Genomic DNA, 19,836 nt, shown 5'->3' on the forward strand with positions numbered 1-19,836 from the left:
TGGTCTCTCCCTTAATGTTCTTCTAATTTCACTAGTTGATCTGTGATTTGGTTGTGTTTGTGCTCTGCAACTTCATTAGAGATAATATCCTCTTTTAACAACTTTTCAAGCGCTTCGTGTTGTGCGTAAAGTGCATGCCTTTTTAACACAGAAACTTGCTTTTCTTTTAAATCTGGATACTTCTTAAAAAGTTCTTCCATTTTCTTCTGTAAATGATGCAGCTCTTCTTCATATTGTGAAATAAGCTCTTGTGCCACTGTTTCTGAAATAAACAATTTTTTTCTTACCGTTTTTATTTCCGAAATGGCAATTTCATTGCGGTATCCACTTGCAATAAGCTCTTCATACTCCATAAACCCTTCCTCCTTTTTATTGACCCCTAAAAAGGATAATAGCGGTTTTATGGAAAGACCTTGAACGATTAAAGAGAAAAGAACAAGACTAAATGCAATAATTAAGAGGTCTTCCCGTCCTTCAAAATTACGAGGAAGACTTAAAGCTAATGCTATGGATAGGGAACCTTTTAAACCGCCCCAATTGATAATATGCTTCCAAGCATAGGGGAAATTCTTTAGCAAAAATAAACTAGCATACACTGCAATGCTTCTTGCTATAAGTACAATCAAGATAGCAAATAAAACTAATCCCCATTTGTCACTAAAATCGATCCTTGTTATTTCCAAACCAACCATTAAAAAAACAACGGAGTTCGCCAGCAACGCTGTAACTTCCCAAAAGTTATTGATATTTAGCTTGGTTGTTGGACTCATACCAATTTTAGCCCCGTAATTTCCAAATATAATACCAGCAACTACTACAGCAATTACACCTGAAGCATGTACTGATTCCGCTAACAAGAATGAACCATAGAATAGAATGACACTGAAAATGATCTCCAGCGGATAATCATCGAATTGTTTGGTTAATTGAGAAAAAACATAGCCTAGGGCTCCGCCTATGATGAGCCCCAATGAGATTACCTTGAAAAATTCCCACAACCCATAGCCTGCACCTATAGCCCCAAGGTCAATGTATGTAAGTAAATAGAAGGCAGAAATTTTATAAAGGACAACCGACAAACCATCATTAAATAAACTTTCACCTTCAATAACCGTAGCAAGCCTTTTGTTTACCCCAACGCTTTTAAAAATAGATATAACACTCACAGGGTCAGTTGCACTCATTAAAGCAGCAAAAACAAATGCTTTTGGTATAGAAAAACCTAAAATCCATATCATCAAAAAACCGACAATGATAAACGATAGAAGTGTTCCTCCAAAAGCTAGTGCAAGGATCGGCCCTTTATTTTCTTTAAGATGTGAATACGGCAATTTTAATGAAGCTTCACCTAATAATGCAGGCAAGAACAGTGTAATAATAACAAAATTAAAGACCTCCCCTTCTGTTATAAAGTCCTTTAAATGCTCTAAAACCGGTATGTTTACGAGACCGATAATCGTTCCAACAATTACTAACGCAATGGGATAGGGTTTATTAAATTTTTTTGCAACCGCAGTAATACCTGCAGCAATCATGACTAAAATAAGGCCAAGTTCAAATATGTGATGGAAATCTAAATCATTCATTTTACACATAACCTCCTTTAAAGGTAATCCCTTCTTCTTATTCTCTACGTTTTTCGTGCATGTATTTCATCCATCTTTTCAGTTTTTGATAATTAATAAAATACCCTGTCACAGAAGCAGAAGTTACCCCTATTGTCAGATATAAAATAAATTCTTGTGAAGTATAAATCCCTATCCCTATACCAATTAATCCAAGAACGAATAATTGAAAAAAAAATTTTTTATTATTTTCATAGATGTTAAATTGAAATTGTCTTCTTTGTTCATTTTCCTTCATTTGCTCTAATTTTTGAGGGAAATCTAAAAATCCCCTAATGGAATATAAAAACTTAAAGGTCGGTAGCGATTGGATCCATTTCCAAACAAATGTCCATTTGCTATTCCCTTGAGTATGAATCCAATTAATGAAAACGGGTTTTCCGAGTTCCATTAGTTCTTCTTCTGGTGCTAATTGACGGATTATTCCTTCAATGGTTATAAAAGACCGGCCTAGAAAAACAAATCTTGTTGGGACTTGAATTGGAAGTGATTGTATCAATTCGTTTAATTCCATTTTAAATGCCATTAGGTTCATTTCTTTTACTTGAGTGGGGTCAAACGAAACCATTTCAGTTATAAGCTTCTCTATGATCTTGGAGTCAGCTTCAGGCAGCAAAAATCCTAAATGGAATAGACAATCAACCACTTTGGAGTAATCTTTGGTTAGAAAGCTTTGGATTAAATCTTGAATATTGGCTGCATCTTTTTTTGTTAATTCCCCTACCATGCCAAAATCGAGTAAGACAATCCTTCCTTCTTTTGAAATAAGAATGTTTCCTGGATGTGGATCTGCATGAAAGATACCAGGTTCAAGCCATTGGGTAAGGAAGACTTCTATGAGCCTCTGTGCAATCTCTTTTCGAGTAATCAATAATTGTTCTAATTCTTCCAATTCAGTTATTCGAATTCCTTCTACCCACTCCATAACAAGTACACTGGAAGTACAAAATTCAGTATATACGGATGGAATTTGCACAATATCCTTACTCTTAAACCGATTTCGAAAGTACAGGATCGTGTCGAGCTCTTTTGTATAGTTCAGTTCTTGCTCAATTACTTGTTTTAGCTCCTTATACAGGACTCTAAAATTTATAAAACCTTTGGGAATTGGAACAAAGTGATCCGCACACCAAATGATGAAACCTAAAATCCGAAAATCAATTTTTACAATGGAATCAATATTTGGTCGTTTTACTTTAATTGCGACCTCTGTTCCATTTTTAAGAACCCCTTTATACACTTCACCAATAGATGCTGAAGCAACTGCACTCTTCTCAATAGATAGAAAGGCTTCTTCTATTGATTTCCCCCATTCTTTTTCAAGTATGCTTTGAATTTCAATCCAACTAGACGGAGGAACCTTATCTGTGAGGTCTTCAATTTGGCCGATAAAAGCATTAGGTAACAAATCAGCACGAGTACTTAAAATCTGACCAATCTTGATGAGTAAGCCTTCTAATTCAAACAGTGTATTTCGAAACCTTTCTCCAATTTTCCCCCAAAGATTTTCCCAGTCTTCTTTAGGTTTCCTACGTAACTTATACCAATAGATTTGAAGAAAAATAATAAAGGCCATAGATAACACTCTGTAAATTCGATATAACTTATTTTTTGTTTTCAAATTAATCCCCACATTCTAATTAATGTTAGATACAATTTTTTCCTTAGTGCTTATAGTTTGGATCGAAAAAAAAAAGCCTGTCACCGTGGGCATACAAATCCCTTGGTGACAGGCTCCTCCGAGTACGTTTTTATTTTTTTATATGGTATCACATCAAGATAAAAATTGGAATAAACTTTTCTTGTGAAGATGAATAATTAAAGTGGAATATTCTTATTCTATGTTTAATTCAATAAAAAAGAGGATTGCTTCTCAGCAACCCATTGGAAAATAACAGTTTTCGGCATCTAACTATAAGAACATACTCATATTCATCGTGGTAATAACAGTCTGATCAGGAATGATCGTCCGTGATACAATTTTATATTCATGATTAATCTTCCGAATAATATCGTTTCTCTCACCAAACAATTCTTCAATTACATGTGTCGAACCTCTGCTTCTTTTATATAAGAAATAACTAATGACTTTATATTCATTGGGATCTTCAGCTGGCTCAACCACAATGTTTGAAATAAAATGGCGCTGCCGTGTTGCTGGATTTTCCACCCAAGCTGATTTTGTATACAACCGATTGACCCGCGTAGTAAGTGAAAGCTTCGTTTCTTCATAAAAGGACGAATCCCTCGCAATATCATTAACCCCAACACCTTCTACTGTTTCGCGTAAAGGCATACGATATTCGATATCCTCATCCAGCAATTCGAGCCATTCCTTATATTTACGGTGATCTAAAAAATATGCCTCCTTATGAAGAAAACGGGTAATTTCTAATTCCACCTCAGGAGAGATTTTCATTTGAACGTTGAACTCCATTTAAACTCCCTCCTTAACAAAGAGATCCTTTGAAATCAACTCAAGCCACTCTTCATGCATTTTTCTAGAAATTGCATCAAGATAGCAGGTAGGATAGGCAGTTCCTGGACCAGGGAAACTTTCATCCGGTTCAATCCGGTTCATTCCCATTAAGTAGTTGCTGACATTGTTATAGCTTAATTCCTTATCACGCATCATCAATCCGCTGCTTACTTCAACAATTCGCGCCCAGGTTTCTGTATCATCCTGCTCAAGTGTTCCGGTTGGACCAAATGATCCTAAATAACCTTTATAAGCAGCTTCCTTATATTCCTTTGGGGCAGCTTTATCAATAAAGAACCAGCACCATACCTCTACTTTTTCAGGTCCTATCGGTCTCCAGAGCCGGAAATTCAAATAATTGTGCAAATGTCCTTCTGTCCCATGAATCGGACTAACGAAGGAAAGGTTTGGATACATGCCGCCAACAAAAACCGTCACTTTGGAAAGGATGTCATATTGTTCTGGAGTAACGTTTTTCTTGAACATCGGCCACATCGATTCAGGAGTTCCTTGAAATGGTACTCTAGCTTCACCGGTTTTTGATGTAATTACATTAATTCCATGTGCATGGTCCATAACTACTTGGTGTCCATATCCCGCATAAAGTGGGTCTTCTGGACTTATTCCCATTTCAACTGTCGAACGATGGGTGGTTTGGACATGGTACGGGTCAGCAGCAAAGTTTTCCGCCGTTGCCTTCCAATTGGCTTTTGCTACCCAGCGCTGCGGCATCCCAATGACTTCCATTCCCCCATCACTTCTGCCCATCATCATATCCAAATACCACTTCATATCACCTAAGTAGTCTTCTAGACTTTCTGCATTTGGATCTAGGTTTCCAAAAATCATCCCCTGGTACATGCCAATCTTCGGAACTTTACGCAGTCCCCATTCCGATTTATCCATTTCTTCACCATACACTTTATTCCCAGCAACAATGCCGATTAAATCTCCATCAAGATTAAAGCTCCAGCCATGATATGGACAGGTGAAAGACTTTTTGTTTCCCCGGTCCGCCGTGCAAAGCTGCGTTCCACGATGTGTACAGGAATTAAGATAGGCATTAATTTCACCATTGCGGTTTTTTACGAGAAGAATAGGATCATTTACCATCCATCTTGTTACATAGCTGCCTGGCTCTTGTAACTCCGATTCATGTCCAAGAAATTGCCAAGTATGCCCATATATTTTTTCTATTTCCAATTCATAAAGATCCGGATCTGTGACGACCCACTGGGGTAATAATCCTTGCTCCATTTTTTCTTTTAATAGCAGGAATGCTTTTTCATCTAATGATTTTCTAAACAATTGCATTTATTTTATCCTCCTTGATTTATTTCTCAACAGTTAAGCTCATTTGCGTCGAAACTCCTCGGTTGACGCATACCACAAGGATACAGCTGGCTGCAAGGAGAACACCATCCAACAACAGCGGTACTCCCCAGCTTCCTGTACTGTCACGGAGAACCCCTGAGACAACCGGAGAAAGAACAGCTCCAATCTCCGAGATAAAATTAAACATTCCAAAAGCTGCGCCCCGATTTTTTTCAGGGGCAATTTCAGCATTCAAAGCATGAGATACTGGCTGCAGGGCAAAGAAGAATAGCCCAGATACAAATAAAATGATCGACATGATGACAGGATTGTTATGGCCCGTCATTACGTAGGCAGCAAATATAAAGATAGAAACGGTTAGTAATGCTGTCATAACCGCCAGAACATTACGTCGGCCATTTTCTGTTCCAGCTACCATATCGGAAATCTTTCCACCAATTGGAAATCCAACAATTCCTGCTATACCATTAAAGGAAGCAACCAGCGCAGCGGCAACGAGTGCCCCGCCGCCAAAATCCTTCACAATCGAAACGGACCAAAAGCCATACAGCCACAGGTGCCAAATAATCGGAATAAAGGAAACGTAAAGAAAAATTAAGTTTTTATTAGCTAAAACAGGACGAATTTCAGCTTTACGCGTTTTGTATAGGAAAACAATAAAAAGCGGACAAAGACAGACTAAAATAAAAGCAATGGCAATATCGGATAATCCCATTTTTAAGGCAGCAAAGTAAATACCCATAATGATGACAACGAAAACAGCTGCATACTTCAACATTATAAGAAATGCACTTCTGTATGCCTCTTTCACTGCCGGAGACTCTGGGTTCATTTTCTGAACAGATGCAGATAAAGGTTTCATATATTTATAAATTAGGAGTGAAGAGATTAATGTAATGACACCGAGCAGAATAAAAGGAGAGCGCCAAGCCTCTTTACCCATCACTGGTTCCATCACGTTGAGAAGGAGCGGGACACCAAGAGTCGCGACAGTTAGTCCAACCGAAAGTCCCGTAATGACCACACCCATTCCAAGCCCAACTTTATCCTTTGGAGAATGATAGACAATATAGGAACGGTCATTCGAATAAAAGACTCCTTCTCCCAATCCTAATAACACACGTAAAAGAACAAACAGGATTAAACCTGAGATAAACCCTGTGAATAGGGTGGTAATCCCTGCCCATACAATACTTAAGACCACAACTGTCCGGTGCCCGAATTTATCACCAATGGAACCGCCAGGATATTGGTTCATCATAAACCCTGCAAAGAATAAACTGCCGATTAATCCCCCTAATCCATGTGGGTTTGGTACATTCGACAAGAACGACACCTTATTGTCAATCATCCATGTAATGACAGGTCCAGTTGCGGTCCGGTCAATATAGGAAACAAACCATCCTAAAAACAACATTGCCCAAATAGTGTGATAGCGCTGCCAACCCCTTTTATTCATCCATTCTCCTCCTCATTTTATATATCCATTTTTTAATTGCGGTTTTGACCTAATTTAAATTGACTGGGACACATTAGTTCAACAATTAGAGTTGCTGCTGAGACACATTTTGAAGTCGGACATCTAAAACAGCCGATCTTCCGCTTTTAACAATATCGATTGCTTTGACAAGGCTGTCCATTAGTTCCTCTGGTCTTTCAATAATTTGCGCATAGGCTCCGCCAGCAGCTTCGGCAACTTTCGATAAATCCGCCACTGGGTCGAAATTCACCCAAAATTGATCGGTTTGACTGGCAATTCCATTTGGATGGACACCCAATGTTGACATTCTTGGCGCTCCCCAGCCATGATTGTTATAAATAACCGTTAAGAATGGAACATTATATTTTCTTGAAATCCAGTGGACAGGTGTCGGATTACTGAAAATATAAGTACCGTCCCCTGTAAGATTGACAATCATTTTCTCAGGAGCTGCCAGCTTAGCACCTATAGCGGCACCACCGTGCCACCCCAGTGAGCTTGCCCCGCTTCCATACAGCGTTCCAGGCGCGTTCCGTGGAAGGTGTTTTGAAACTACATCATAGTTCGTTATGGACTCTGTCATGACAATCGTGTCTTTATCTATTGCTTCGCGAATACAGGCTGTTAAATACTGAGGAGTAATGATGGCAGGGTTCTGTAAGGTCTCATTCTCTTTCCATTCCTTTCTTTGTTTCGAATGGATCGCAGCAATGTTGAGGTAGCGGTTAGAAACTTTCTCTTCGTTTAATTTATTAACACTGTCGATAAAGGAATTTAACTGTTGAAGAGCCACCAATGAATCTGCTTTAAAAAAGCTTTCGGACGGAATGTACCAAAGTGGTGTTTTTTCTTTTAATGGATCTACATCAATATAGGAAATAGTGCATTCTTCAGCGGGCTTATTGACTAATGGAATCCAAGGAATATCACTGTCAATGACCAGAATATAATCAGCCTGATTTAATAATTCATTTTGAACAGGTGCATTCCATTGATATCCAACATGCATCGGATGATCAGCAGGAAAATTCACATAGTTTGGTACCGACTCCAATACAGGAATCGCTAACTTCTCGCTAAGCTTGACCAACTCCGAAACCGCGTCCTTATTTCGGCCAAGGTAGGAAGTAACAATTAAAGGATGTTCGGCTTTGATCAGATTTTCAGCAAGTGTTGCTACATCGTCTGGTGCAATTGCACCGGGAGAAAGTGGTTTCCAGCCCCGCTGATCAACAGTTGGTGGTTCCATTTCTGCTTCCAATACCTCACGAGGTGCCATCAGATAGACCGGGCCTTTTGGATCGCTTTCTGCTATTTGCAGCGCCCGCTGTACCAGCTGCTTTACATTTTTCCCTGTTCGGATTTCATTGTCATATTTCACATATTCCCGTACAATTCCCCGCTGGTCAAATACATCTTGGAGCCAGTGAATATGTTCATTCCGGCTTCCTAAAAGTTCCCCTTCCTGCGTATATGGTGAAGCTCCAGCAAGAATAAATACAGGTACTCTTCCTCTAGCTGCATTATGTATGGCCCCACCCATGTTTTGGGTTCCACATTCGACATGAACAAAAACAGCCTGGGCTTTCCCGCTAACCTGTGCAAACCCATGTGCAGCACTTAAGGCGACCATTTCATGCGGGCAGATGATCACTTTTGGAAATTCCTTGTTTTCTAGCTGCGCCTGTGCCCAGCTTTCTATAATGGCCGGATGGTCACTTCCTAAGTTTGCGAAAATGTAAGCGACACCTGATTCTTGAAGTGCCTCCATTAAAGCGGTGGAAGTTGTGTACTTGAAATTTTGGGTCTCTGCTTGGGCTAATACCATAGAAGTTTTTTCACTCGACATAACTACATCTCCTATCCTTTGATTAAGATTCAAGAAAACAATTAGGAATATTTAGATTTTTAAAACTTTAATGTAATTATATTTGTAAACCCTTTCATTGTTCAATATAATATTTTTAATGATTATCATAGTTATAAACTATCAAAAAGGAATGTGAAGCTAGTGGAATTTCGTCTATTAGAATATTTTGTAACCGTTTCTCAGGAATTACATTTTACAAAAGCCGCAGAAAAATTAGGAATCAGTCAGCCTACACTGAGTCAGCAAATCCGGCTGTTGGAAGCCCAGCTGGGTACCCCTTTGTTTAGCCGTGCCGGGAAAAAAGTCCGTTTAACCTATGCCGGGAACATTCTATTGGATCATTGCTCGCGAATCTTCTTTGAACTTGAACAAGCAAGCACGAAAATCAGGGATGTCCGGGGGATTTTACGAGGAAAGTTGTCGATTGGATGTTCGGGAGGGCATTTACTCACATCCCCAGTCTTATCCTTTCATAAAAAATATCCAGGCATCGAGCTTTCTATCATTGATTTGAGAACGAAAGAAACCTTTCATAGACTTTTGCAGAACCAATTAGACTTGGGAGTAACCTTTTTGATGGAGGAAGACAATCGGCTTGAAACGATTCCACTTTTTGAAGAGGAATTTTATTTAGTTGTTTCCCATCTTCACGAACTTGCAGAGATTGATTCTATTAAACTAAAAGACCTCCAACCATATCCGCTGACATTGCTGCCCCATCAATTTACCATGCGTCACTTTTTTGAGGAGGAGGGTCAAAAAGCAGGCTTCACTATTCAACCCAGAATTGAGTTTTCGACTGTGGAAGCACTGCTTCAACTTGTAAAAAAGAATCATGACTTAGCCACCATTCTTCCAAAGTCCTATCTTTCTACTATTCACGACGACAAGATTAGGCAGGTACGGATTATGGATCGTGAATTCAGAAAAATGGTCGGGATTGTTTATAAAAAAGATTTATTCATAGACAACACGATGGACGCATTTATTAAGCAATTGATTAAAACATACAAAAAATGATTACTAGATTAAAAGATATTTTTTATAAAGTTGCATATAAAGCAACAAATTAGTTTACTTTCTAGAGTTTCGTTGGTAGAATTCGCCATATTCAGTTGAATATTACTATTTTAACTGTACATAGCTTTATACTTTTTTTGTAAGCGCTACAAAATTTAGAACTATTACTTAATGTCGGGAGGAGTTTTTTCATGCAAGCAGTTGGGGTGTTAAATCAGAGTTATATCAACGGTAAATGGACAGAAGGCAAAAGCGCGAGAACCTATGATATTTTGAACCCATATGATGATTCTGTCATTACTTCCGTTCGCTTAGCATCAAAAGATCAGTTGGATGAAGCATTTCAAATAGCCCAAGAAGCACAAAAACAATGGGCAAAGTCAACCGTTGAAGAAAGAAGGGAAGTTCTCCATAAAGCATTAGACTATTTAAACAAAAACCGTGAGGAGATTGTCAGGACCATTGGTCTTGAGACAGGCGGCACCGTGTTAAAATCTAATATCGAATTGCATCTAACCATTGAAATATTAGAGGAGTCGATCAAATTTGCTGATGAAATCGGTAAAGTGCGAGAAGTTCCAGGTCCGGATGCTGATAAATTAAATCATATACACCGGCTCCCATTAGGCGTAATAGCCTCCATTTCACCATTTAATTTTCCAATGAATTTATCCATGAGAGCAATCGCACCGGCCATTGCCCTTGGAAATAGTGTTGTCCACAAGCCTGACATTCAAGTTGCCCTCTCTGGTGGTACAATCATTGCAAAAGCGTTTGAATACGCTGGTTTACCTAAAGGTGTATTGAATGTGATTTTAACGGATATTAACGAAATCGGTGATGCTATGCTGACAAACCCAATTTCGAAACTCATCAGTTTTACCGGTTCCACTGCGGTTGGGCGCCATATTGGAGCCATTGCCGGTCAAAATTTAAAGCGGGTTGCACTTGAACTTGGCGGAAACAGTCCATTTATCGTTTTATCTGATGCGGACGTTGATCAAGCTGTCAAAGCTGCTATTTTTGGGAAATTCGTCCATCAGGGCCAAATATGCATGATTATCAACCGGTTCATCATTCACAAAAACAAATATGACGAGTTTGTCGCTAAATTTGTGGAACGAGCCAAAGAACTTACCTTTGGAGATCCAAGTGATCCAAATACCGTCATCGGACCATTGGTGAATAAGCAACAAATGGAAAAAGCTCTACGGTATATTGAAGAAGCAAAAGCGGAAGGTGTAACGGTCGCCTTGGAAGGACAACGGATTGGCAATATTCTGACCCCGTATGTGTTTACAGATGTTCAAAATTCCGGTAAGCTTGCGCAAACCGAGCTTTTTGCTCCGATTGCTACTATCATCAAAGCGGAAACAGATGAAGAAGCCATTGCCTACGCCAACGATGCTGCGTATGGATTAAGCTCCGCCATTTTTACAAGCGATTTAAAAAATGGTGAAAATCTTGCCTTACAAATTGATAGCGGCATGACTCATATCAATGATCAGACAGTGAATGATGCACCGAATATTCCGTTTGGGGGAAATAAAGCGAGTGGATTAGGCCGGTTTGGCAATCCATGGGTGGTAGAAGAATTCACCACTACAAAATGGGTTTCCATTCAAACAAAAGATCGCCAATATCCATTTTAATCATTAAATGACTCACTTTAATAATCAATCATAGTGAAAGCTGCCTAATGATCCTAATGAAAATGACTCCAATTGTGATTGTCAATTGGAGTCATTTTTGTTTATTCCCATTAGTTAAAGTGAATTAAGAATTTCCTTTAATTTTGAAATTTCATCGTTAGACAATGTAATCCCTTTTCCCATTTTCTCGTGGTTATCGGACCAATCGCGGAGGTCATATTTGGGTTCCCGCCCATTCCAGCTAACCAGATTGAGTTCTTTCTTCCATCCTTTTGCAGATTCTGAAAGCACGGCAATCGTTTGGATAATTTCATATTTAATCTCTGCCATCAAAATTTCCTCCTAAATAGTGATAAGCGATTACCTATTTTCCATTACTGCCACCCTAAATGGATGCAGCTCCATTTCCATAATTCCCGCCTTTACAGCAGGGTCATTATCATACATTTCTTGTGCGGAGGCAAAGGATTCGGCTTTGTATATAATCAACCCATAAGCACCATCTACACATGGACCAGCCATAACAATCCTTCCTTCAGAAAACATTTTTCCAACGTATTCACTGTGTTTTGTCATAACTTCTTTTTCTTCATCTGTCATTGTTGCCAGCCAGTTCTCGCGTTTCGCTTTACCAATAGCTAAAAATTCAAGTTGTTGTTCCATTCTTAACACTCCTTGATATAAGTAATATTATTCAAAATGGATATTGCTTACATTTAAGGTCCATTGTTAAATAACATTAGTCCCCTAACTAGTTAACATTCGACAAACAGCGATTACTTCCTTTACACAATATAAGTATTTACTATAAACCACATTTCAAATAAGGTTCTTCATTTACCTGCTTTCTACTTCTACTACTTTGTCCAATATTTGCCACCATTTCGAATTGGTATTTAAAATAGAATGGCGATGCTTCAATAAGCATCGCCCCGTTAATTTAAATATATTGGATCCGTGTTATTCTTTATTCTAATGTAAAGCTATAAAAATCAATGGCACCTTCACCTTGGTAAGTAAAATACAATGCACTTACTCCGTAATTTATCTTTATAGGGGCTGAATACATATGCCATGGTTCCCCTGGAGTAACAGGAATCCGTGCAACCGTTTCACCGCCGATTGTTGTGCGAACCTGAAGTTCTCCATTTCCTGTCCCTCTCACTTTAACAGAAATCTTAGAAACATTATCAATATTAAAATACTTAAACCCAGCTAGAGCTCCAGCCGTCATATTTGCAATATATTGATTTGGATGACCTTCCCTGTCCTCTCCCTCCTGTGTAAAGTACGGATGGGATTCGTCGATTACATAACCAAATTCATAACGTACAGCACCTGATCGGCTCATTAGATTGCAAGCAATATAGGCAGGATACTCCCCTTTTCCAATTAGAGCACCACCATTTAATCCACAGCTTGTCATTTCCACTTGCCTGATACTTCCATCACTTTCAATATGAATTTCCTCAGCACATGCCTGCCGTGAAAATTGATGCTTATTCGTCTGTCTATGATAAAACACATACCATTTATCCTTAATTTCGACAATGCTGCCATGATTGTTGCCAGTGTAATTCAATGCTTCCTCGTCCGTTCTGCCATTCAGATAAATATCCCCATTGGAAATAATAGTACCTCGGTATTTAAAACCGCCGATTGGACTCTTAGAGGTTGCATAGCATAATTCATGCCCATTAAATGAAGAATAAACGAAATAATAGGTATCTCCTATTTTTCTCATGGATGAAGCTTCAAAAAATTCATGGCCTTCGAAATCTGTCCCTACCCCAAGAGCCTTGTCTGGAAAAATATACTTAGGTCCCTCTTTTACCGTAATCATATCTGCTTCCAGTTCAATTACCATGCCGCCTTTAATGGTTTGCTCTTCACATCCCAATTGTCCCCACGGAAAATTCTGAGGACAAAAGCCAGAGTAGAGATAAACTTTTTTATCATCGTCCACTAGCACACCAGGATCAAATTGGAATCCCTCGCCTTCTTTGCCGCCGAGTAAAGTTCCGTCCTGGTATTGCACATGTCCGTAAAATTCATATTTACCCGCAGGCGAATCACAGACTGCTACTGCCATGACTCCCAGAAAATCAAATGCATAATATAGATAGAATCTGCCATCCGGGCCCTGTTGTACATCTGGTGCAAATAATAATCTGTTATCAGTCTGCCCCATTGGATCCTGGACCTTCTGATAAATAACCCCTTCGTATTTCCAATCACTTAAATCATCTACCGGAGCCGACCAACATACATAATCATTTTCACAATACATCGTTCCATTAAACTTATCATGACTTCCGTACACATATACCCTGTCACCAAATACATATGGCTCACCATCAGGAATATATTCAAAGCTTGGTAGATAAGGATTAAATGCTTGCTGTTTCATAACTGCCTCCATTAATAAAATAATTATTTTTAACTATTATTTTTATTTTGATTTGGGTAAACTTTTATGGCTCTTTGAAAAGGAAAACTCTATTTTTTGCATTTACCCTTTTACACTTTTCAAGCAGCTCAATTAATTCCTTCCAGAATCATTAAAACGGTTCCCATCTTGACTGAAATAGGTGATACTATATAATCATGATTGCTGTTTCTAGTTCAGAAAACGGTATTTATTTATATTATAAAAGTAATTGACTTAAACATGCGATTGTATTATCAAAGTGAAATTTACCCAAATCAAAGGAGTTAACAAGAATGGGAAATATCTATGCAAATACCTATGAATCCACTAATGCAATACGACTTCCATTCATTGATTGGAACATACGCTTTTTTGGTGCTCATATGCAAACGGTTTCTAAAGAATGGTCAGTAGCAAGGGAGTTTCACCATGCTTTCGAGATTTTGATAGTTTTAGAAGGAGAACAGGAAACAATCATTGAAAACGAAACTTATTCATTAAACAGTGGAGATATTATGCTTATTCCTCCAGGGGTGGAGCATATCAATAGATGTATTTCAAATAACAATATGACCTATTTTTGCGCGCATTTTGATATTGATGAACCTTCTTTTCGAATAGAAATGTTGAAACATTGTGATTTAATCTACACCTCTACTTCTCCTTTTTATCAAAGGATAAAAAGTACTCTTGAGAATTGGCTTGATCTACTATCAAAAACGAATGATAGACCTGTTAAAGACAAATTAAAGATTCAGATCGTCCTATTTGAGTTATTAGAGATCTTTTCAGACATTGTTTCACAAAATCAGAAGAATGTTGCAAACCTATCTATGACGACAACAAAATATGCAAAAGAAATTGCAGATGCCATAAAATCAACTTTCAAACGACATTACTTAAATAATGCGGATGCAGATGTAGACCCTGCCATACATATACAGCCAATTATTGCTTCCCTTGGGTTAAGTCCAAATTATGGACTAGAAATATTTCAGAAAGTCTATAATATGTCCCCTCGAGCCTATTTATCGGAATTGAAATTACAGGAAGCAAAAATTTTAATACAGCAGCCGGAAATTTCTTTAAAAGAAATTTCGAATCGTTTAGGTTATAAGAACCTTTCTCATTTTAGCAGACAATTTAAAAGATGGACGGGAGTGAGTCCCACAGAATTCCGTAAAAATTCAATTCATAGACTATGATTTTTGGTGTTAACAATAAAATTCTTCGCCAAGGAACTGAAGAAAATAGACGTTTAACCAAAATAAGATAGGGTACTAATAAACCTAGTATAAAATTTAGGAGGTTATTTAATATGTTACAAGAGCAATATCGAACAATCATTGAAACACTACACGAGTGTATGGTTGCATGTAACCACTGTTACGACGCTTGCCTAAAGGAAGAAAATAGCAATATGATGGTAGAGTGTATTCGACTAGACAGAGAATGTGCGGATATTTGTGCTTATTTAGAACAGGCGATTGGTAGAGGAACGCCATTTATTTTTGACTTAGCACAAGTGTGTGCAAGTATTTGTGAAGCTTGTGGAAATGAGTGTCAAAACCATCAGCATGAACATTGTCAAAAGTGTGCAGAAGCTTGTATGGAATGTGCAAAAGTTTGTAGGAATTTAATTGCTTAAATACTTAAGAGATAAGCAAATGCAGATTTTTAACAAGAAAAGGTGTTTTCCCTTAAGGAAAGCACCTTTTCATTTATTTTGTCGCGCAATAGATTTAATTACCATTCTTTATAATAATGGATTAGCTAGAAAAATGATCCATGATTAGTGATACCAATAGACCCATTGCTGCAATCAATCCAGTTGCTGTTCCGCTGTCTTCATATGCTTCAGGCATCATTGTTGAAGTGACCATAGCAATGATCCCGCCTCCTGCAAAGGCTGCTATTCCCGCTAATAAATATTCAGGAGCATTCGATAGAAAAAAATAACCTCCCCATGCACTAAACGAAGATATAACTAAAACTGAAATCCACAATACAAATATTTTTCCTTTGTGGTAACCGCTGTTTTTCAAGCCTACCGTACTAGAAAGTCCTTCAGGAATGTTACTTAGAAAGACCGCTGCGACTAACAGCCAGCTGACAGACTGCTGCTTTTCTAAAAGACTTGCTCCTATCATGATGGATTCGGGAATAGCGTCCATTACTGTTCCGATAAATATGGCAAGTCCCGCAGCTTTTACTTTCTTCTGATTTGATCTTTTTCTCTGATCGGCACCTCTTTTAGAAACTAAATAATTTAATATTGTAAATACAAGGGCACCTAAAGTAAAACCTATTCCCGTGGCCTTCAATCCCCCTTTATGGATTGAATCTTGCAATAATTCGTAGGAAGCAGCTCCGATCAATATCCCTGTTCCAAATGCCATAATGTCACCTATGATTCTTTTCTTTATGGGTAAAAATAAAGCTGCTAGGGAACCTAGGAAAACCGCAGAACCTGAGATAGCCCCCCACATCGCAGCATACCACATAGAATTTCCCCCTTCCTAAGAAGTTTTCACTTATGTATAAACTTAATCACGAACTTTTAAACATAGGACGGGGCAACACTCAGAGCAGCATTTGGGGATTAAGTTCTTAAAGGCTTATGAAAAGAGTTATGTTCAAAATAGTAAACGACTCTCTATTCCTTGCTTACTATCTTTTATCTTTGATTTTTCATTTCATTTTATTTCATTAACTGATCTCTGTCAGCTGCATGAGGCGGCCTTTCCAACCACGCATGCTTAATTTGGAGATTTAAACTGTCCTCTGCGTAAAGTCCAATCTCTCCTTGTAATCGTACATATTCAGCCGCGATGTCACGCCTTGGACTAGCAGAAAGTGCTGTTCCGTAGTTACCCATTCCAGCTGCAGTCATCATGGAAACTTGATACAACATTAATTTATCGGAAAATGGAGACTCTCTTGTGTCTTGGACTTCTGCATCCCAAGTTACAGGTGCAGGGAGATCATTTTCGTGAAGGTATTTACTAAAGACTTCAATTTGTTTCTTTGAAATCTCCTTCCCCCTTCTGAAATAATCCCGTACATCTTTAGAGCTCGCAACCTGAGCAAAACCGGTTATTACTGCTGTACCCAAATGGTTAGTTTGTATATTTGAGAAGAGGTGAGTGATCTCTGCGGCTGTTAGTGGTCTTTGTTTACCCCACCAACCTGCTAAGAAATGTTGTTTTTCAACCATATCCACTTCTTGGAGATAAGGAATATACGGAGACCTAATTTCTAATCCTTTAGATAGAAGTATGTTCGTTGTTTCATTAAACAATTCCATTGAAGATGAGATACAAGACATAAAATGTTCTCGAATATCATTACGAAATGTATGTGGTAAAATAGCACCGTATGTTACTATAGCCCCTTTCGTCATATGTTTCGTATAGTATAAAAAGAACTCATCAGAAAAAAGCCGTGGAGCATCTACATTTACATCGTTTTCAGTAAACCCAAGAGGAATCGCATGACCTTCTTCCTTAAAAATTTTTGTAACAACTTGTATATGCTGTTGAGATAGATCTAAGGCATGCTCTATTACTTTTTTGATTTCCGCATCGTCGACCTTAGCTAGATAATACTTATAAACACATACAAACATAGAATCCGCTATATAATTTGCCCATAAACCACCTACTTCAGATGAAGTTAATCGAATATGATGAGTTTCCATGAAAGTACCTCCAGTTTTATAACTGTTGATATTATCCCCCTTTAAAATATACTTAATCTTACTTTTTCCTATTAAAGTTAGAAAATGGAGGCAAACGGCAAAAACGCCGTCAAATGCTAAATTTTGAAGGCGTTTTTTAGGTGTTACTGCGTTTATCTAGAAGTATGTGAAGATCCTGTTTCATCTATAAATTATTAATGAATGAACTGAACTAGTATAAAACTATTTAAGATACATAAGTATCATTAGGAATTTCTAAAGCTGGAACTGTTGAGCTATAAGCTCTCTCTTCATGAAGACTAATGTCTAATCCCATTAATTCTTCCTCTTGTGTAACACGTAAAGGCACAAATAGTTTTACGATCTTTAAGATAATGAACGTTCCGACAACGCCAAGAATGATCGCTGTTGCCACACCCGTAACTTGGTGTAATATCAATTCAGGATTCCCATAAAGCAATCCATCCCTGCCTGCTGAATTGACACTTGTTGTCGCAAAAATACCTGTAGCAATCGATCCCCAAATACCAGCTAGACCATGAACACCAAATGCATCTAATGTATCATCATATTTGAATTTTTCTTTAATAAAATTGATGCCATAATAACTTACCGGTGCTGAAAGTAAGCCGATAATGATGGCTGAAGGAACCGTTACAAACCCTGCCGCAGGAGTGATTCCTACTAGACCAGCGATTGCTCCTGTAGCTGTCCCGACTAAAGTTGGCCGTTTGCGGACTTTCCATTCAATTAAAAGCCAGCACAAACCACCAGCAGCTGCTGCAATTTGGGTATTTGCAAAAGCAAGAGCAGTAACGCCATTTGCCCCTAAAGCACTGCCTGCATTGAAGCCAAACCACCCAAACCAGAGAGTTGCAGCACCGATTAAAAATAGAACGACATTATGTGGACTGTGTTTTTTCTTTAAATGTTCATACCTAGGTCCAATAATAATAGCGGCTGTTAGAGCACTTACCCCTGACAGAATATGAACAACTGTACCACCAGCAAAGTCAAGTTCACCTAGTTGTGCTAAAAAACCGCCTCCCCAAACCCAATGAGCCATCGGTGCGTAAATAAAGGTAATCCATAACAAACTAAAGAGAATCCAAGCCGGGAAAGAAATCCTTCCTGCAATCCCTCCAGAAATGATGGCCACGGTAATAGCGGCGAAAGCACATTGGAAGATAGCAAAAGTATAATGTGGTATGCTGTAACTGCCAAATGCAGCTTCTCCTCCCACCCCGTTAAATCCTAAGTAATCCAACCCGCCAATTAGTCCGCCTTTATCAGGCCCAAAACTAAGGGTATAACCCCATAAAACCCATACGAGCGTAATGATTAACAAGCTGACAAAGCTATGCATCATAGTTGAGACCACGTTCCGATCACTTACTAATCCTCCATAAAAAAGAGCTAATCCTGGAACATGCATGAAAATGACGATTGCCGTTGCTATTAACATCCAGGTTGTATCTCCTGAGTCAACCTTTGGTGCTGTTGTGGCTGCAAACGCATTAATAGGAACGATGAAAAGAAAGGCAAGAAACGTGAATAAGACCATACTCTGTTTTTTACGCAACATACGAATACCTCCTTAAGATTCTTTTACTATCATTTTAATGCTGGTGTTGATGGTTCATATTCATCTCCGGCATATCAACGGGAACATGGGAACGTGTCTCCATTGTGACAGCAACACCTATTACTGAAATGGAAAGAACGAGTGATAGCATAAGCGGGGTTAATTTGGTTTTTATCATGGCATTCTGTTTTACAACCTCTTTATTAACCATAAACATTAAAGAAATAATAGATAGTAAATAGAAGATATCCATGGCAACAATGATAAATGTTTGCCGGTTTTCTGGGGTCATATCTCCAAGCATCGCCCCCATCATGGCTCCCATAAAGCTGGCAGATAATGCTTCAATGATTCCAGAAACTCCAAAAAAGCTGCCAATAATGAAGGTAAAAACACCGCTGACAATAATGGATAATACGGTCGAATACGCTAGTTCTCCTGGCATTAACAGTGCAAGGATCAGACCAATCATTGTACTGGTTACCATTCCTGCTCCCATCGAAATACATTTTCCTGTTGCTGGGCTGACACATTGTTTCTTTGAAGCAACGTGTATACTAAAGAATATATTGTAAAAAACAATCATTGCTGAACTACTCAAAACTAACATACCTTCACCTCCATTTATAATACGGGAGCTGGTTAACAACCAACTCCCG

Annotated in this window: 17 protein-coding genes; 4 read left to right on the top strand and 13 right to left on the bottom strand. The window is 38.4% G+C overall.

The genetic code is table 11. From position 1 onward, the window contains the following. Positions 1-11 precede the first annotated feature (11 nt). From GXK58_RS13385 to GXK58_RS13410, 6 genes are all read right to left on the bottom strand, one after another. Positions 12-1,586: a Na+/H+ antiporter gene (locus tag GXK58_RS13385; protein ID WP_160723609.1), complete on the bottom strand. Its 1,575-nt coding sequence runs from the start codon at positions 1,584-1,586 to the stop codon at positions 12-14. Between the two features lie 37 nt (positions 1,587-1,623). Then, positions 1,624-3,246: an ABC1 kinase family protein gene (locus GXK58_RS13390; RefSeq protein WP_160723611.1), complete on the bottom strand. Its 1,623-nt coding sequence runs from the start codon at positions 3,244-3,246 to the stop codon at positions 1,624-1,626. Between the two features lie 291 nt (positions 3,247-3,537). Then, complete coding sequence (locus GXK58_RS13395; RefSeq protein ID WP_202171363.1) at positions 3,538-4,062, bottom strand: 3-phenylpropionate/cinnamic acid dioxygenase subunit beta; 525 nt, start codon at positions 4,060-4,062, stop codon at positions 3,538-3,540. Continuing rightward, positions 4,063-5,418 carry an aromatic ring-hydroxylating oxygenase subunit alpha gene (locus tag GXK58_RS13400; RefSeq protein WP_160723613.1) on the bottom strand — a complete coding sequence of 452 codons (1,356 nt, stop codon included), beginning with the start codon at positions 5,416-5,418 and terminating at the stop codon, positions 4,063-4,065. It lies immediately after the preceding gene. A 19-nt stretch (positions 5,419-5,437) separates the two neighbouring features. Beyond that, positions 5,438-6,898 (bottom strand): MFS transporter, encoded by a 1,461-nt coding sequence (locus GXK58_RS13405; protein ID WP_160723615.1) that lies wholly within the window; start codon positions 6,896-6,898, stop codon positions 5,438-5,440. Positions 6,899-6,983: 85 nt separating this feature from the next. Further along, positions 6,984-8,768 (bottom strand): thiamine pyrophosphate-requiring protein, encoded by a 1,785-nt coding sequence (locus GXK58_RS13410; protein WP_160723617.1) that lies wholly within the window; start codon positions 8,766-8,768, stop codon positions 6,984-6,986. A 162-nt stretch (positions 8,769-8,930) separates the two neighbouring features. On the opposite strand from GXK58_RS13410, the gene GXK58_RS13415 reads away from it, so the two are divergent. Continuing rightward, positions 8,931-9,809, top strand: a complete 879-nt coding sequence (locus GXK58_RS13415; RefSeq protein WP_160723619.1) for a LysR family transcriptional regulator — start codon at positions 8,931-8,933, stop codon at positions 9,807-9,809. 191 nt (positions 9,810-10,000) lie between these two features. Further along, positions 10,001-11,461 (top strand): aldehyde dehydrogenase family protein, encoded by a 1,461-nt coding sequence (locus GXK58_RS13420; protein ID WP_160723621.1) that lies wholly within the window; start codon positions 10,001-10,003, stop codon positions 11,459-11,461. A 114-nt stretch (positions 11,462-11,575) separates the two neighbouring features. On the opposite strand, the gene GXK58_RS13425 is transcribed toward GXK58_RS13420, so the two are convergent. From GXK58_RS13425 to GXK58_RS13435, 3 genes are all read right to left on the bottom strand, one after another. Then, the gene (locus tag GXK58_RS13425) at positions 11,576-11,791 is read right to left on the bottom strand and encodes a YdbC family protein (RefSeq protein ID WP_202171364.1); all 216 of its coding nucleotides are present in this window, start codon (positions 11,789-11,791) and stop codon (positions 11,576-11,578) included. Positions 11,792-11,821: 30 nt separating this feature from the next. Then, complete coding sequence (locus tag GXK58_RS13430) at positions 11,822-12,124, bottom strand: YciI family protein (RefSeq protein ID WP_160723625.1); 303 nt, start codon at positions 12,122-12,124, stop codon at positions 11,822-11,824. Positions 12,125-12,428: 304 nt separating this feature from the next. Then, entirely contained in the window at positions 12,429-13,871 is a 1,443-nt protein-coding gene (locus GXK58_RS13435; protein ID WP_160723627.1) for a family 43 glycosylhydrolase, read from the bottom strand. Positions 13,872-14,185: 314 nt separating this feature from the next. On the opposite strand from GXK58_RS13435, the gene GXK58_RS13440 reads away from it, so the two are divergent. Together GXK58_RS13440 and GXK58_RS13445 are read left to right on the top strand one after the other, a co-directional pair. Further along, complete coding sequence (locus GXK58_RS13440) at positions 14,186-15,097, top strand: helix-turn-helix domain-containing protein (RefSeq protein WP_160723629.1); 912 nt, start codon at positions 14,186-14,188, stop codon at positions 15,095-15,097. A gap of 113 nt (positions 15,098-15,210) precedes the next feature. Then, positions 15,211-15,540, top strand: coding sequence for a four-helix bundle copper-binding protein (locus tag GXK58_RS13445; RefSeq protein WP_160723631.1), 330 nt, complete (start codon positions 15,211-15,213; stop codon positions 15,538-15,540). Positions 15,541-15,661: 121 nt separating this feature from the next. Here GXK58_RS13445 and GXK58_RS13450 read toward each other — a convergent pair whose 3' ends face one another. The 4 genes from GXK58_RS13450 to GXK58_RS13465 all read right to left on the bottom strand — a co-directional run bounded on the left by GXK58_RS13450 (position 15,662) and on the right by GXK58_RS13465 (position 19,787). Next, positions 15,662-16,396, bottom strand: coding sequence for a ZIP family metal transporter (locus tag GXK58_RS13450; RefSeq protein ID WP_160723633.1), 735 nt, complete (start codon positions 16,394-16,396; stop codon positions 15,662-15,664). A 197-nt stretch (positions 16,397-16,593) separates the two neighbouring features. After that, complete coding sequence (locus GXK58_RS13455) at positions 16,594-17,592, bottom strand: DUF3231 family protein (protein WP_160723635.1); 999 nt, start codon at positions 17,590-17,592, stop codon at positions 16,594-16,596. A 226-nt stretch (positions 17,593-17,818) separates the two neighbouring features. Further along, positions 17,819-19,057, bottom strand: a complete 1,239-nt coding sequence (locus tag GXK58_RS13460) for an ammonium transporter (RefSeq protein WP_237389669.1) — start codon at positions 19,055-19,057, stop codon at positions 17,819-17,821. 154 nt (positions 19,058-19,211) lie between these two features. Continuing rightward, complete coding sequence (locus GXK58_RS13465) at positions 19,212-19,787, bottom strand: hypothetical protein (RefSeq protein WP_160723639.1); 576 nt, start codon at positions 19,785-19,787, stop codon at positions 19,212-19,214. Positions 19,788-19,836: the final 49 nt, after the last annotated feature.

Source organism: Bacillus sp. USDA818B3_A (genome assembly GCF_009928415.1).
Lineage (GTDB): Bacteria > Bacillota > Bacilli > Bacillales > Cytobacillaceae > Neobacillus.